The following is a 14,074-nucleotide window of genomic DNA, read 5'->3' as shown; positions in this document are numbered from 1 at the left end:
GTAAGCAGGGTGACTACCTATCTGACTCCTGCCCTTGCCTGGCGCCGGATGCGCGAAGGAAATGAACGCTTCGTCGCCGGCCAGTCCTCCCACCCGAACCAGGACTCCTCGCGCCGGTCCTCACTCGTGGAGAACCAGCACCCGTTCGCCGTGATTTTCGGCTGTTCGGACTCCCGGCTCGCAGCGGAAATCATTTTCGACGTCGGGCTCGGTGACGTTTTTGTGGTGCGCACGGCAGGTCAGGTTATTGACGACGCCGTCCTGGGCTCGCTGGAATACAGCGTGGGTGTGCTCGGCGTGCCCCTGATCGCCATCCTGGGCCACGACAGTTGCGGCGCCGTCAGCGCCACCAAGGCAGCGGTGGATACCGGCGAGATGCCGGCGGGCTTCATCCGCGACCTGGTGGAGCGCATCACGCCGTCGGTCCTCACCTCCATGCGCCAGGACAAGCATGAGGTCAACGACATGGTGGTTGAGCACGTCAAGCAGACGTCCAAACGGCTGGTGGACAGCTCGCGTGTGATTTCGGACGCAATTGAGAGCGGGCGAACCGCGGTCATCGGCCTCTCCTACAGCCTGGCGGAGGGGCGCGCCAACGTTGTTTCCGGGATCGGTGAGCTCTAGGGCGGGGGTCAAAACCCGCCCGTAGCATGCTCTTCACGGTTTTCGATGGGGTGCCGGATCGCCCTAAGCTAGCCCCATGACTTCCACTGAAGAGTTCCGCATTGAACATGACACGATGGGCGAAGTCCGCGTCCCCGTGAACGCACTGTACCGCGCGCAGACGCAGCGGGCAGTGGAGAACTTCCCTATTTCCGGCAAGACCCTGGAACGTGCCCACATTGAGGCACTGGCCCGGGTCAAGAAGGCGGCTGCCCAGGCCAACGCTGAACTGGGTGTGCTCGACGGCGAGCTTGCCAAGGCCATCGCAGACGCGGCGGATGAGGTGGCCGCCGGGAAGTACGACGGCGACTTCCCCATCGATGTCTTCCAGACGGGCTCCGGCACGTCCTCGAACATGAACACCAACGAGGTCATCGCCGAGCTCGCCTCGCGTGCCCTCAAGGCGGCCGGCAGCGACAAGGTTGTCCACCCGAACGACCACGTCAACGCCTCGCAGTCCTCGAATGACGTATTCCCCACGTCGGTGCACGTGGCGGCGACGTCTGCCCTGATCAACGACCTTATTCCCGCCCTCGGCTACCTGGCCGAATCGCTGGAGCGCAAGGCCGTGGAGTTCAAGGACGTCGTTAAGTCCGGCCGCACCCACCTCATGGACGCCACCCCGGTGACCCTCGGCCAGGAGTTCGGCGGCTACGCCGCACAGGTGCGTTACGGCATCGAGCGCATCAACGCCTCCCTCCCCCGCGTTGCCGAAGTTCCGCTCGGCGGCACGGCTGTGGGTACCGGCATCAACACCCCTGCCGGTTTCCCGGAGCGCGTGATCGAACTGCTGGCCACCGACACCGGGCTCCCGCTCACCGAGGCCCGTGACCACTTCGAGGCCCAGGCCAACCGCGACGGCCTCATCGAAGCGTCCAGCCAGCTGCGCAACATCGCCATCTCCTTCATGAAGATCAACAACGACCTCCGCTGGATGGGTTCCGGCCCCAACACCGGCCTGGGCGAGATCGCCATCCCGGACCTGCAGCCCGGTTCCTCGATCATGCCCGGCAAGGTCAACCCGGTGATCTGCGAAGCGTCCATCATGGTGGCCGCCCAGGTCATCGGCAACGACACCGCCATCGCCTGGTCCGGAACCAACGGCGCCTTCGAGCTGAACGTCGGCATCCCGGTGATGGCCTCCAACCTGCTCGAGTCCATCCGCCTGCTGGCCAACACCAGCCGCGTGATGGCGGACAAGATGATCGACGGCATCACGGCCAACGTGGAGCGCGCCCGCTTCCTCGCCGAGGCTTCCCCGTCCATCGTCACCCCGCTGAACAAGTACATCGGCTACGAGAACGCGGCCAAGATCGCCAAGACGGCTGTGGCCGAGGGCCTCACCGTCCGCCAGGCCACCGAGAAGCTCGGCTTCGTCGGCGACGGTGAAGGCAAGGTCTCCGAGGCCGACCTCGACAAGGCCCTGGACGTCACCACCATGACGGCTCCGGCACACAAGGCGTAGCCTCCGCACCAACCCCCAAGTACGACGACGGCCGGTACCTTTCCCCCGAAAGGTACCGGCCGTCGTCGTACCGGCAGGAAAACGAAAGTTGCACTGAAAAGGTTTCAGTGCAAAACTTTACTTCGTGAATGATAGTGCAGTAATTGAAGGCGGCCTCCGCGAGCGGAAGCGCGCCGCAACCCGGGCGGCGATTACCGCGGCCGCCCGCGCCTTGACGGCCGAGCGCGGCTTGACCGGCTACACCGTGGAGGAAGTCTGCGAGCGCGCCGCCATCTCCCGCCGGACGTTCTTCAACTACTTCCCGGCAAAGGAAGACGCCGTGATCGGCCATGCGGACGAGGACATGCCCGCTGACATCCTCCGGGAGTTCATCGACGGCGGCGCCTCCTCACCGCCAGGGGAAATGTCCCCCACCCTCTTCCGGGACCTTGTACGGCTTTCGTTACGGCTGTCCGAGGATATGGAAGCCTCGGAGGAGGAAACCCGCCAGCTGATCGCCGTCATTAAGAAGGAGCCGCAGCTGATCCTCCGCCTCATAGGAGTCACCGAGCGGCGGGAAGCGCAGTTCGCCCGCGACGTCGCCCGGCGGGAAGGCGTCGCCACTGACCACCCCGTGGTCCAGATGGCTGTCACGCTGCTCAGCACCATCGCCCGGAAAAGCAGCATCGCCTACTTCGCCGACGGCAACACCCGCCCCTACAAAGAGCTGCTGATGGAGAACATCTCCGCCGCAAGCCTGCTCTTCTCCCAGCCATTCGACCAGCCGGACACCGCCGCAGAAGGAAAAAAATGAGCATCGCCACGAAGCCGCCGGCAGGCCCCCTGCTGCTGACGCAGAAACGCATCTGGATCATCTTCTCGGCGCTGATCGCCGGGATGCTGCTCTCCAGCCTGGACCAGACCATCGTCTCCACCGCCATGCCCACCATCGTTGGCAAGCTGGGCGGGGTGGAACACCAGGCGTGGATCACCACCGCCTACCTTCTGGCCACCACCATCGTGATGCCCATCTACGGCAAGTTCGGCGACGTCCTGGGCCGGCGGAACCTGTTCCTGGTAGCCATCGCACTGTTCACCCTGGCGTCCGTGGGCTGTGCCCTTGCCACCGACTTCTGGGGCTTTGTGATCTTCCGCGCCATCCAGGGCCTTGGCGGCGGCGGCCTGATGATCCTGTCGCAGGCCATCATTGCCGATATCGTGCCGGCCAAGGACCGCGGCAAGTACATGGGCCCGCTCGGCGCCATCTTCGGCCTCTCCGCCGTGGCCGGCCCCCTGCTGGGCGGCTTCTTTGTGGACCACCTGACCTGGGAATGGGCCTTCTACATCAACATCCCCATCGGCATCGCAGCGTTTGCCATCGCCTGGTTCACCCTGACGCTGCCCAACAAGAAGGCAGAGAAGCGGATCGATATCCTGGGCGTTGTCCTGCTGTCCGCGGCCACCACCTGCCTGATCTTCTTCACCGACTTCGGCGGCAAGAAGGACGAAGGCTGGGATTCACCGCTCACGTGGGCCTTCGGCGCCGGCATGGTGCTGTCCGCTGCCGCCTTTGTGATGGTGGAGCGCCGGGCCGAAGACCCCATCATTCCGCTGGGCCTGTTCCGCAACCGGATCTTTGTCAACGCCACGGCCATCGGGTTCACCCTCGGCCTGGGCATGTTCTCCGCGATCGCTTTTGTCCCCACGTTCCTGCAGATGTCCTCCGGCACCTCGGCCGCCGAGTCCGGCCTGCTGATGCTGCCCATGATGGCCGGCCTGATGGGCACCTCGATTTACTCAGGCATCCGGATATCCAAAACCGGCAAGTACAAGATGTTCCCCATCCTCGGGGCCGCGTTCACCATGGCTGCCATGTTCTGGATGACCACCCTCGCCGCCAGCACCCCCATCTGGGTCATCTGCGTGCAGCTGTTCATCTTCGGCGCCGGCCTGGGGCTGATCATGCAGGTGGTGGTGCTGGTGGTGCAGAACTCCGTCCCCGCCGACCAGATCGGTACGGCCACGAGCACCAACAACTACTTCCGCGAAGTGGGTGCGGCCATGGGTGTGGCCATCTTCGGCTCCATCTTCACCAACCGGCTCTCCGAGTCCCTGACCGGCGCGTTTACCGGCGCCGGCGCCTCCGCCGACCAGGCTGCACAGTCCACCAGCACACTGGATCCGCAGGCCCTGAACCAGCTGCCGGAGCAGCTGCGCGACGCCATCGTCAACGCCTACGCCGAGTCGCTGGCCCCGGTCTTCTGGTACCTGATCCCGTTCATTGCGCTGGCTTTGATCCTGGCGCTCACGCTGAAGCAGATTCCACTCTCGGACACCGCGGGCATGGTGGCCCGAGGGGAAGCCGTGGGTGGCGAGGAAGCAGAGCGCCTCGCCGCGGAGCTGGCCAAGGCCCCGTCCCGGGCCGCGGCGGAAGCCCCCGGTGTTCAGGACAGCGTCAAGAACGACGACGGCGAGCTGGTTTCCCAGCGTAACTGACCGCCGTCGTACTCCTGCGGGCTGTGGTGCGGGAGTGCGGGACTGGCAGGGGCGCCGCAATCTTGGGGGTTGCGGCGCCCCTGCTGCGTTCCCGGGCCCTGCGGGTCCCGGCTGCGCCCGAGCTGTCAGGGTTCGAAGTGGGCTGCCTCTGCCGGGGCCAGGGCACGGTGGATGCTGGTGAGATGACCGGCCATGAGGTCAGGGAGTTCGTCCAGTCCGAACCAGCCGACGTCGATGGATTCGTCGTCATTGACCCGGGCTGTTCCGGACACGTAGCGGCAGAGGAACACCACGTCCAGGAACTCGCAGACGTCACCATTGGGATAGGTGATTGGGCCCACCGCGCCGACGGACACAACGCGCTCCGGTTCGGCCACCACTGCCGTTTCCTCGAAAATCTCCCGCACCAGGCCGCGCGCGGGCTGCTCGCCCGGATCGAGCATTCCAGTGATCAGGGCCCACTGCCGGTTGTCCGCACGCCGGGCCAGCAGGACCCGGCCCGAGTCATCGACCACCACTCCCCGGACGCCGGGGACCCACAGAGGATCGTTGCCGATTTTTTCGCGAAGTTTCAGGACGTAGTCAGGCGCAGGCATTAAGCCAGCCTACCGAACTGCCTGCCCACAGCTCATCCCGCCTGTCAGGCCGGCAGCAGCATCGCGGCCGCGGCGCCGGCGAGCATAAACGGCCCGAACGGGATGGACGACTTCAAGGTCCCCCTGCGGGCCGCCAGCAGGGCAAGGGACCACAGGCCGCCCAGCAGGAATGCCAGGAAGGTGCCGACGAACAGGTGGCCCCACCCCAGGTAGCCGAGGTACATGCCCAGGACGCCGGCCAGTTTCACGTCGCCGAAACCCATCCCGGGCGGGTAGGCAAACCTGAGGAGGAAGTAGAAAAGCCACAGGATGGCAGCACCGGCCACTATCCGGAGGGCCGGCACGGCCATCAACCCAACGCTCCAGCCATCCGGCCCCTGCGCCGCAGCACCGGCACCGGCACCGGCGTCGGCAAAGATGGCGGCCGTGAGCAGGAGGACACCGGCCACAGCGTAGGAGGGAAAAACGATCCGGTTGGGCAGGAGGTGATGCCGGACGTCGATCACCGTGAGCCGGACGGCCATCACCGCAAAGTAGGCGCAGGCGGCAAGCACCAGCCAGAAGGCCAGCGGGGTCTGCGCCCAGAGTTCGCCCAGTCGTTGGATCACCCTCGGATGCTACTGGATTTCCGCTCCCCCACGCACCGCCCGCGCGTAAACTGTGGATATGGCGACCTGGGACTCCCGGCACCGGATGAATCCGGACAGCAGTTCAGCCGCCGCGGATCCTGCCCTCTTCAGGAATCTTTGCAGGTCCTCGCCTTGGAAGTGGCAGTCCCTGCGCTTTGAATACTGGGATGAACCCTTTGCCCAGGCGCCCAGCCCGGCAGCACCCCTGGTCCGGGCATGGCTGCGCCGCCCCGGCGCCCTCCGGCTCGAAACCGCGGACGGACTCGTCCTGCACAGCACCACCGGAATCAATGATTCCAAAGACGGCCTGTACGTCAGCGCCACCCGGAAGTCCTGGCTCCTTCCGCCGCACCTTGTGACCCCCGTTTACGACGATCAGGGCCTGGTGCGGCGCCGGCCGGAAGCAGCCTACGGCGAACCGGGCTTCGGCAACGGCCGGTTTTCCGCGGCACTGGACCCGGTGGAACTGGCCGGCAACGCGCCGGTGCCCATCGAATTCCCCGGCAGCAACACGGTGGAAGTCCAAAAGGTCAGCTCCCGGGAGCACGAGGGCCGCCCGGTCCTGGAAGCAGTGGTGAGCCCCACGGCCGCCTATCACCCGGCCTATCCCGCATCGCCGCTGTGCCTGCCTGGAAGGTCCCGGATCCGGGTGGACCTGGGAACGGGTGTATGCGTGGCAAGCGAGTCACTGGAACCCGGGAGCGAGGAATACGGCCATTGGCTGCGCATCCTCGCTGTGGACGAATACATGCTGGACGACCTGTTCGTCGCCCAGTCAATGAGCCTCACCGATGTCCGGCAGCACATCAGCTGGGAGATTCCCGCCTGAGGATGACAAGCCCTGGATGAGGCCATCGGCTAGGCTTCGCGGATGACAACGATAAGTGACGTCTGGCCACTTTTTGGCCTGCGGCTGGCCACTCCCCGCCTTGAACTCCGCCCCATCAGGGATGAGGACATCACGGCGGCCGTGGAGGCCGCCCGCAGCGGCATCCACGACGCCGGCCGGAACCCGTTCAGCACTCCCTGGACGGAGCTCCCGGCGGAGGAACTCGGGCCCAACATGGCCCGCTGGTACTGGCGCTGCCGGGCGGAGTTCACACCGGAGGCGTGGACCCTGCTGCTCGGGATCTGGCACGACGGCGAGTTCGTCGGCTGCCAGGACGTCGGCGCCAAGGACTTCGCCGCGCTCAAGACCGTCAGCACCGGCTCATGGCTCAAGCAGTCCGTGCAGGGCCAGGGCCTGGGCAAGGAGATGCGCGCCGCCGTCGCCCTCTACGCCTTCGACTGGCTGGGCGCAGAAACAGCCGAATCGGAAGCAGCCCTCTGGAACGAGGCCTCCCTCGGCGTCTCCCGCTCCCTCGGCTACGAATTGAACGGCATCACCCGGAAAGCCTGGGGCCCCAAAGTCGAAACCGTCCAACACGTCCGCCTCACCCCGGAAACCTTCAAACGCCCCGACTGGACTTTGCAGGTCGAGGGCCACGAAGCCGTGGCCACTTTCTTGAAGGTGACATAGGCACAAGAAGGGCCGTGGCCCGGTGAACCCGGCCACGGCCCTCCACACAAGCGACCTACCCCTCGAGCAGTTCCGTCACCAGTGCTGCGATTGGCGAGCGTTCGGAGCGGGTCAGAGTGATGTGGCCGAAGAGCGGGTGTCCTTTCAGGGTTTCGACGACGGCGGCGATTCCGTCGTGCCGTCCCACGCGGAGGTTATCGCGCTGGGCGACGTCGTGGGTGAGGACGATCTTCGAGTTCTGCCCGATCCGGCTCATGACCGTGAGCAGGACGTTCTTTTCCAGCGACTGGGCCTCATCCACGATCACGAAGGCGTCGTGAAGGGAGCGGCCGCGGATGTGGGTCAGGGGCATGACCTCGAGCATGCCGCGGTCCATGACCTCCTCCACCACTTCCTGGCTCACCAGCGCCCCGAGGGTGTCAAAAACAGCCTGCGCCCAGGGGTTCATTTTCTCGGACTCCGAGCCGGGAAGATAGCCCAGTTCCTGCCCGCCTACTGCGTAGAGGGGCCGGAAGACAATCACCTTGCGGTGTTCCCGGCGCTCCAGCACCGCTTCCAATCCGGCGCACAGGGCCAGTGCCGACTTGCCGGTTCCCGCCCGGCCCCCGATTGAGACGATCCCGACGGCGGGATCCATCAGCATGTCGATGGCCAGCCGCTGTTCCGCGGACCGTCCGTGCAGGCCGAACACGTCGCGGTCGCCCTTCACCAGGCGGACCTGCTTGTCAGGGCCGACACGGCCCAAGGCAGAACCCCGGTTGGACAGCAGCACCAGTCCGGTGTTGACCGGCAGCTCAGCCGCTGCGGGGATGAAGACGGGCTCGTGCCCGTAGAGCGTGTTGATCTCCTGCTCGCCGGCCTCCACCTCGGCCACACCGGTCCAGCCCGAGTCCTTCACCAGCTCGTTGCGGTATTCGTCGGCGGTGAGCCCCATCGCTGAGGCTTTGACGCGCATGGGCAGGTCCTTGGACACAACCGTGACATCCCGGCCTTCATTCGCAAGGTTCTTTGCGACGGCGAGAATGCGGCTGTCATTGTCCCCGCTGCGGAAGCCGAGCGGCAGCACCTCCGAGGAAATGTGGTTCAGTTCCACTACGAGGCTGCCGCCGTCGTCGCCGATGGGAATGGGCTGGTTCAGTCCGCCGTGTTTGACCCGCAGGTCGTCGAGGAGCCGGAGTGCCTTGCGCGCGAAGTAGCCAAGCTCGGGATCGTGCCGCTTGGCCTCAAGCTCGGTGATGACCACGATCGGCACCACAACCTCATGCTCGGCAAAGCGCAGCAGGGCACGGGGATCGGAGAGCAGGACGGAGGTGTCGATCACGAAGGTGTGGATGGTGGCTTCCCTTCCAGAAACAGCAAAACCGGCCGCAGCTTCTTCCGCTGCACCGGTTTCTAAAGTGGCTCGCATGGCGCGAGAGGTAGCTTTCTCTCCCTGGTCGGAAAGGACCGCGGGCAGTTGTTCAGAAGTAGCCACATCGACTCCAGCCCCGGGCACAAGCCCGGATGTGTTAGTGGTGAGCCGGCTCGGCCATGAGGCCGGGTCCGGCCTCCCATACAACCGGTGCGATGTCTCGCTCCATGTACTGGCCTCCCCGATCAGCCGGCGGTTTTGCCTGCTGATGGATATAACGTAAATCCATCAGAAGTAATTTCCGCAACCATTACGCGGCGATTCTTGTTGCGGCCGCGTGAACACGCGGTAAAGCGGGAGTGTCAGGCGCCGAAGCGCCGCTGCCTGCCGGCGTAATCGCGCAGCGCACGCAGGAAGTCGACCTTGCGGAAGGCGGGCCACAGCGCCTCGCAGAAGTAGAACTCGCTGTAGGCGCTCTGCCACATCAGGAACCCGGAAAGGCGCTGTTCGCCGGACGTGCGGATCACCAGGTCCGGATCGGGCTGGCCGCGGGTGTAGAGGAACCGGGAGATGTCGTCCACGCAGAGCTCGTCTGCCAGTTCCCCGATGTCCTTGCCCTTGGCCACGGCATCGTGCAGCAGCTCGCGGACCGCATCAACAATTTCCCGGCGGCCGCCGTATCCCACAGCCACATTGACGTGGATTTTTTCCCGGACCGGGGTGCGTGCCGTCAGCTTGTTGAGGCGCTCGGCCAGATAGTCCGGCAGCAGTTCGGGGGCACCCATGGCGTGCACGGAGATGTTGGCGTCCTCGTCCAGCCGGTCCAGGGTGTTGGCGATGATGCCCATCAGCAGGTCGAGTTCTTCGCTGGACCTGTTCATGTTGTCCGTGGACAGCATGTAGAGCGTGACCACTTTGATGCCGAGCTCCTGGCACCAGCCAAGGAACTCGTGGATCTTGTCCGCACCCGCCTGGTGGCCTTGGCTGGTGGGGGCATTGAACTGCTTGGCCCAGCGCCGGTTGCCGTCCACCATGACCCCGATGTGCCGGGGAATCCGGTCACGGGCGAGGTCCTTCAGCAGCCTGCGCTCGTAAAAGCCGTAGAGGAACCCGGGCAACTCCACGCGTTCTCTCACCTGACTTCCTTGCTGTACGTTCGGCTTTGCACATCCTAGGCTACCGTCCGGAACGGAACCTGCGACCCCGGCCGGAGCGCAATCCACTGGCACTCCTTACTACCCGCAGGTAACTTACCGGGGCGTAAGTTATTCTGGACCCATGAACAGCGACACCCCGGACGCTTCGCGGGCGCCGCAACCGAATGGCGGCGCAAGCGCCGGAACCGGCCCCGAAAAGAACGCCGTGGACGATGCCGCCGTCCGGCTGGCTGAACTCCTGATGATCAAGCCGAAGTGGCGCGGGTGGATCCATACCGTGACCGCCCCGCTGGCCCTGGCGGCCGGCATTGTCCTGGTGGCACTTGCCCCCACCCTGGACCGCAAGATCACCTCAGCCGTCTTTGCAGCCACCGGAGTTTTGCTGTTCGGAATCAGCGCCGTCTACCATCGCGGCAACTGGTCCCCGAAGGTGAAGATGGTCCTGAAGCGGCTGGACCACACCAACATCATGCTGGTGATTGCCGGGACCTACACCCCGCTGGCCTGGACGCTCCTGGAACAGCCCCAGGCTGTCCTGCTGCTGTGGGTTATCTGGTCCGGCGCCGTTCTGGGCGTGCTGTTCCGGCTGCTGTGGACCGATGCGCCGCGCTGGCTTTATGTTCCGATCTACATAGCACTGGGCTGCGGATCGCTGTTTTATCTCCCGCAGTTTTTCCAGGCGAGCATTCCTGCCGCCGTCCTGATCTGCGTGGGCGGGGTTCTCTACATCACGGGTGCAGTCTTCTATGCGCTGAAAAAGCCGAACTTCAGCTACCACCACTTCGGCTTCCACGAACTGTTCCACGCCTTGACCGTGGTTGCGTTCGCCGCGCACTTCACCGCAATCGCCCTGGCCGTGCTCGGCTAGCCAACTAGTGGCGGCGGGTCCCGGGACCGGCGTCCGTGCCGCCGTCGGCCGGCCCCTGGAGGGACTCCCAGGAGGCTGAACCGGCAGCAAAACCGTCCGCCGGACCTGCCAACGGCCCCGCAGCGGCGGATCCTCCCTCCGCAGCCTCAGCCGCTTCGATGTCCGCGGCCGAAGCCGCCGCAATGCGCTCCTCCTCCACCTGGGCGCGGTAGCGGACCCGCCTGATCCGCCTGACCATGTCCACGATGAGCAGTGCCGTGGCCACCACAAAGAAGGCCGTCATGATGAAGCCCAGGAGTCCCGGTGTCACCTGGTCCTGGGTGATGCCCTCGCGCAGCGACGGTGTGGGCTGGGGCGCGGGCGTGGTGGCCAGGCTGAGGAGCAGACTTTGCACGTTGAATACCTTCTATGGAACGGGTGTCGGCAGGCAGCAGATACAGCGGTCCGGACTCCGGACGCTTCTTCTACGCGGCATAGAAATTGCCTGTCGGTTCTATCTTAGTCCCGCGAACAGGTCCTTCTCGGGCAGCTCGGAGGGCACCCGGGAGCTGATCAGCGAGTAGTCCTCCCACGGCCATGCCCGGCGCTGCATCTCCGGCGAAACGGCGAAGAAGAACCCCAGCGGGTCCACCTGCGTGCTGTGCGCCCGCAAGGCGTCGTCGCGGACTTCGAAGAAGTCCCCGACGTCCACCTGCGTGGTGGTGGGATGCGGTGCGGGCGGCGGAGTGTGGCCCTCGGCGTCGGACTCCAGCCACGCCGCGAGCCGCTCGGCGTACGGCGACTGAAGGCCCGCCTCCTCCAGGGCGAAATGCAGGGCACGGAAGCGCTCGGGGCTGAAGGCCCGGTCGTAGTACAGCTTGCTGGGCTCCCAGGGTTCGCCGGCGTCCGGGTAGCGCGCCGGGTCCCCGGCCGCCTCGAAGGCCTCAACGGCAACGCGGTGGGCCATGATGTGGTCCGGGTGGGGGTAGCCGCCGTTTTCGTCGTAGCTGAGGATCACGTGCGGCTTGAAGGACCGGACCAGGCGCACCAACGGGGCGGCAGCGTGGTGCAGCGGCAACGTGGCGAACGATCCCGCCGGCAGAGGGGGCAGCGGATCACCTTCGGGCAGGCCCGAATCCACAAAGCCCAGCCACCGCTGCTTGATGCCCAGGATTTTCGCGGCCCGTTCCATTTCCAGGCGGCGGGCACCCGCCATGTCACGCTTGGGATGCGGCTCGTCTTCCACGGCAGGGTTCTGGATGTCCCCCCGCGACCCGTCGGTGCAGGTGGCCACCATGACTTCCACCCCTTCGGCAGCGTACTTCGCCATGGTGGCGGCACCCTTGCTGGACTCGTCATCCGGGTGGGCGTGGACGGCGAGCAGCCGGAGCGGCGCCTGGGAGTTACTGGACGCTGTCATCGAAGGACTGCTCCTTTATTCTTCATATGTCGGCTTGTGGCGGCTGTTCGTTTCACTGGGCGGGCGGCTGGCTTGGGCCGGCACGCTGCCGGCCGGTAAGTCCCCGGGGGAAGGGCACTAAACTGGTCTGGTGACTTCCCCGGACCAGCCGGCCCCCTCCGGGCCCGCGAACACTAGCCTAGCCAATCGTTATGGCGCTAAAAAGCGCAGGCTCTCCCCTGCCGCCAAGCGGGCCATCGGCGGTATTGGCCTGGCCGCCGGCATCGGATTCATGGCGTGGGTCTCCACGTCGAATTCCCTCTCCACCGTGAGCTTTAAGGACATCGGCTACGCCACGACGGACGCCACCGTGGCGGAGGTGGATTTCCAGGTGACAAGGGAGCCGGGAACGGCCGTGAAATGTGCCATCAAGGCGCTGGACTCCAAATTCGCCGTGGTGGGCTGGAAAGTGGTGGACGTTCCGCCGTCGCAGGCAGAGGAAACAGCCGACGGCGGGCGGACAGTTTCCCAGCGCGTATCCGTCCGCACGGAGTCCCTCTCCGTGTCCGGCGTGGTGGACAGTTGCTGGATTCCGGGTGACTCAGGCCAGAAGATGTGATCCGCGCCGCTCCCGCATTGGGTAAATCCACAGGATTGACTACAATGGAGCAATACCTTTACCCCGCTGAGCTGGTTACTGTTCCACAAGTGGCCACCGTGGCGGGGTCTTTTGCATGTAGGACCATTAGAGGAGAAGTCCGTGTCTACCACCAACAGCGCAGCTGCAGCCTGGCTCACCCAGGAAGCTTTTGACCGCCTGAAGGCAGAGCTGGACCACCTTTCCGGCCCTGGCCGCGCGGAAATCGTCCAGAAGATTGACCAGGCCCGGCAAGAGGGGGACCTGAAGGAAAACGGCGGCTACCATGCAGCCAAGGAGGAACAGGGCAAGATCGAAGCCCGCATCCGCCAGCTGACGGCGCTGCTCCGCGATGCGCACGTGGGTGAGTCTCCGGCCGACGACGGAATCGTGGAGCCCGGCATGATCGTGGTTGCCAGGATTGCCGGCGACGAAGAAACCTTCCTGCTCGGCTCCCGCGAAATCGCCGGCGATTCCGATATCGACGTCTTCAGCGAGAAGTCACCGCTGGGCGCTGCCATCCTTGGCCACAAGGAAGGCGAAACGCTCAGCTACACGGCGCCCAACGGCAAGGACATCAAAGTAGAGATCCTTTCCGCCAAGCCATACGCCGGGTAGCAGTACCGTATACCGGCAAGAGCATCAACAAACGCTGGCCGCCCTTAGGGGCGGCCAGCGTTTTGCGTTGGTTCAAGAAAACGCCGGGCTACGTTGGTCAGAAGTCGTTGACCGTCCCGGACTTCCGGGGGCGCAGGAGCAGCGCCGCCACTACTCCCCCGGCAGCGCCGCCAAGGTGGGCCTGCCACGAGACGTAGCCGGGAAATAAGGGCAGGACGCCCAGCAGGATGCCGCCGTAGCCCATGAACAGCACCACCGCCAGGAGGATCTGCCGCCAGCTGCGGTTAAAAAACCCGCGCACCAGCAGGAACGCGAACAGCCCGAAAACCAGGCCGGACGAACCCACAGTGATGCCGCCGTTCCCGATGAGCCAGACTGTCAGTCCCGATCCGAGCCAGCTGAAGGCCAGGGCCGTCATAAAGACCCGCAGTCCGGACAGGAAAACCAGGAAGCCGAAAATTATCAGCGGCAGGCTGTTGGACAGCAGATGGTTCAGGTTGGCGTGCAGCAACGGGAAGGTGAAGATGTCCAGCAGCCCGTCGGCGCTCCTGGGCCTCAGGCCGAACGTCCGGTTGAGCGAGCGCAGCATCAGCGCGTTGAACAGTTCGATGACAAAGAGGAGCGCCACAAAGCTGCCCAGCACCAGCAGGCCGCCCTTTGCCCTGGCGGCAATGGTGCGCCGGTCTCCGAAACCGCTGTTCTGCGCCAGTCCGGCCAT

The 14,074-nt window shown here is 65.2% G+C and carries 16 protein-coding genes; 9 read left to right on the top strand and 7 right to left on the bottom strand.

The window, feature by feature from the left end; all coding sequences use genetic code 11:
- The first annotated feature begins 9 nt into the window (after window positions 1–9).
- From AC3A4Z_RS09515 to AC3A4Z_RS09500, 4 genes are all read left to right on the top strand, one after another.
- Window positions 10–624 (top strand): carbonic anhydrase, encoded by a 615-nt coding sequence (locus tag AC3A4Z_RS09515; RefSeq protein ID WP_498711363.1) that lies wholly within the window; start codon window positions 10–12, stop codon window positions 622–624.
- 76 nt (window positions 625–700) lie between these two features.
- Window positions 701–2,128: a class II fumarate hydratase gene (locus AC3A4Z_RS09510; protein ID WP_498711362.1), complete on the top strand. Its 1,428-nt coding sequence runs from the start codon at window positions 701–703 to the stop codon at window positions 2,126–2,128.
- A 124-nt stretch (window positions 2,129–2,252) separates the two neighbouring features.
- Window positions 2,253–2,921 (top strand): TetR family transcriptional regulator, encoded by a 669-nt coding sequence (locus AC3A4Z_RS09505; RefSeq protein WP_498711361.1) that lies wholly within the window; start codon window positions 2,253–2,255, stop codon window positions 2,919–2,921.
- On the top strand, window positions 2,918–4,603 hold the full coding sequence (locus AC3A4Z_RS09500; RefSeq protein ID WP_498711360.1) for an MDR family MFS transporter: 1,686 nt from the start codon (window positions 2,918–2,920) through the stop codon (window positions 4,601–4,603). Before AC3A4Z_RS09505 ends, AC3A4Z_RS09500 begins: the two co-directional genes overlap by 4 nt.
- A 125-nt stretch (window positions 4,604–4,728) precedes the next feature.
- Here the strand turns inward: AC3A4Z_RS09500 and AC3A4Z_RS09495 are convergent, their stop codons facing one another.
- Window positions 4,729–5,199 carry an NUDIX hydrolase gene (locus AC3A4Z_RS09495; RefSeq protein ID WP_498711359.1) on the bottom strand — a complete coding sequence of 157 codons (471 nt, stop codon included), beginning with the start codon at window positions 5,197–5,199 and terminating at the stop codon, window positions 4,729–4,731.
- A gap of 44 nt (window positions 5,200–5,243) precedes the next feature.
- Window positions 5,244–5,807 carry a prepilin peptidase gene (locus tag AC3A4Z_RS09490; protein ID WP_498711358.1) on the bottom strand — a complete coding sequence of 188 codons (564 nt, stop codon included), beginning with the start codon at window positions 5,805–5,807 and terminating at the stop codon, window positions 5,244–5,246.
- Window positions 5,808–5,865: 58 nt separating this feature from the next.
- Between AC3A4Z_RS09490 and AC3A4Z_RS09485 the strand changes: the two genes are divergently transcribed.
- Complete coding sequence (locus AC3A4Z_RS09485; RefSeq protein ID WP_498711357.1) at window positions 5,866–6,657, top strand: hypothetical protein; 792 nt, start codon at window positions 5,866–5,868, stop codon at window positions 6,655–6,657.
- 42 nt (window positions 6,658–6,699) lie between these two features.
- Window positions 6,700–7,347, top strand: a complete 648-nt coding sequence (locus AC3A4Z_RS09480) for a GNAT family N-acetyltransferase (protein WP_498711356.1) — start codon at window positions 6,700–6,702, stop codon at window positions 7,345–7,347.
- A 55-nt stretch (window positions 7,348–7,402) separates the two neighbouring features.
- Here AC3A4Z_RS09480 and phoH2 read toward each other — a convergent pair whose 3' ends face one another.
- Both phoH2 and AC3A4Z_RS09470 read right to left on the bottom strand, forming a co-directional pair.
- Window positions 7,403–8,821, bottom strand: coding sequence for an RNA 5'-3' helicase PhoH2 (gene phoH2, locus AC3A4Z_RS09475; RefSeq protein ID WP_498711355.1), 1,419 nt, complete (start codon window positions 8,819–8,821; stop codon window positions 7,403–7,405).
- Between the two features lie 239 nt (window positions 8,822–9,060).
- Entirely contained in the window at window positions 9,061–9,822 is a 762-nt protein-coding gene (locus tag AC3A4Z_RS09470) for an isoprenyl transferase (protein WP_050055883.1), read from the bottom strand.
- A 154-nt stretch (window positions 9,823–9,976) separates the two neighbouring features.
- Here AC3A4Z_RS09470 and trhA point away from each other — a divergent pair, with 154 nt between their 5' ends.
- Window positions 9,977–10,723: a PAQR family membrane homeostasis protein TrhA gene (trhA, locus tag AC3A4Z_RS09465; protein WP_498711354.1), complete on the top strand. Its 747-nt coding sequence runs from the start codon at window positions 9,977–9,979 to the stop codon at window positions 10,721–10,723.
- A 4-nt stretch (window positions 10,724–10,727) separates the two neighbouring features.
- Here the strand turns inward: trhA and AC3A4Z_RS09460 are convergent, their stop codons facing one another.
- Window positions 10,728–11,117 (bottom strand): hypothetical protein, encoded by a 390-nt coding sequence (locus AC3A4Z_RS09460; RefSeq protein WP_498711353.1) that lies wholly within the window; start codon window positions 11,115–11,117, stop codon window positions 10,728–10,730.
- A gap of 99 nt (window positions 11,118–11,216) precedes the next feature.
- Window positions 11,217–12,122: a mycothiol conjugate amidase Mca gene (gene mca, locus AC3A4Z_RS09455; RefSeq protein ID WP_498711352.1), complete on the bottom strand. Its 906-nt coding sequence runs from the start codon at window positions 12,120–12,122 to the stop codon at window positions 11,217–11,219.
- 130 nt (window positions 12,123–12,252) lie between these two features.
- Here mca and AC3A4Z_RS09450 point away from each other — a divergent pair, with 130 nt between their 5' ends.
- Window positions 12,253–12,720 carry a DUF4307 domain-containing protein gene (locus AC3A4Z_RS09450; RefSeq protein ID WP_493970363.1) on the top strand — a complete coding sequence of 156 codons (468 nt, stop codon included), beginning with the start codon at window positions 12,253–12,255 and terminating at the stop codon, window positions 12,718–12,720.
- Window positions 12,721–12,861: 141 nt separating this feature from the next.
- A complete protein-coding gene (gene greA, locus AC3A4Z_RS09445) occupies window positions 12,862–13,356 on the top strand; it encodes a transcription elongation factor GreA (protein WP_050055887.1) in 495 nt (164 codons plus the stop codon).
- 97 nt (window positions 13,357–13,453) lie between these two features.
- Here the strand turns inward: greA and AC3A4Z_RS09440 are convergent, their stop codons facing one another.
- Window positions 13,454–14,074, bottom strand: a complete 621-nt coding sequence (locus AC3A4Z_RS09440) for a rhomboid family intramembrane serine protease (RefSeq protein ID WP_493970362.1) — start codon at window positions 14,072–14,074, stop codon at window positions 13,454–13,456.

The organism is Arthrobacter sp. Soil_C_49, from assembly GCF_057656635.1.
This window is presented reverse-complemented; position numbering and strand designations above follow the sequence as displayed.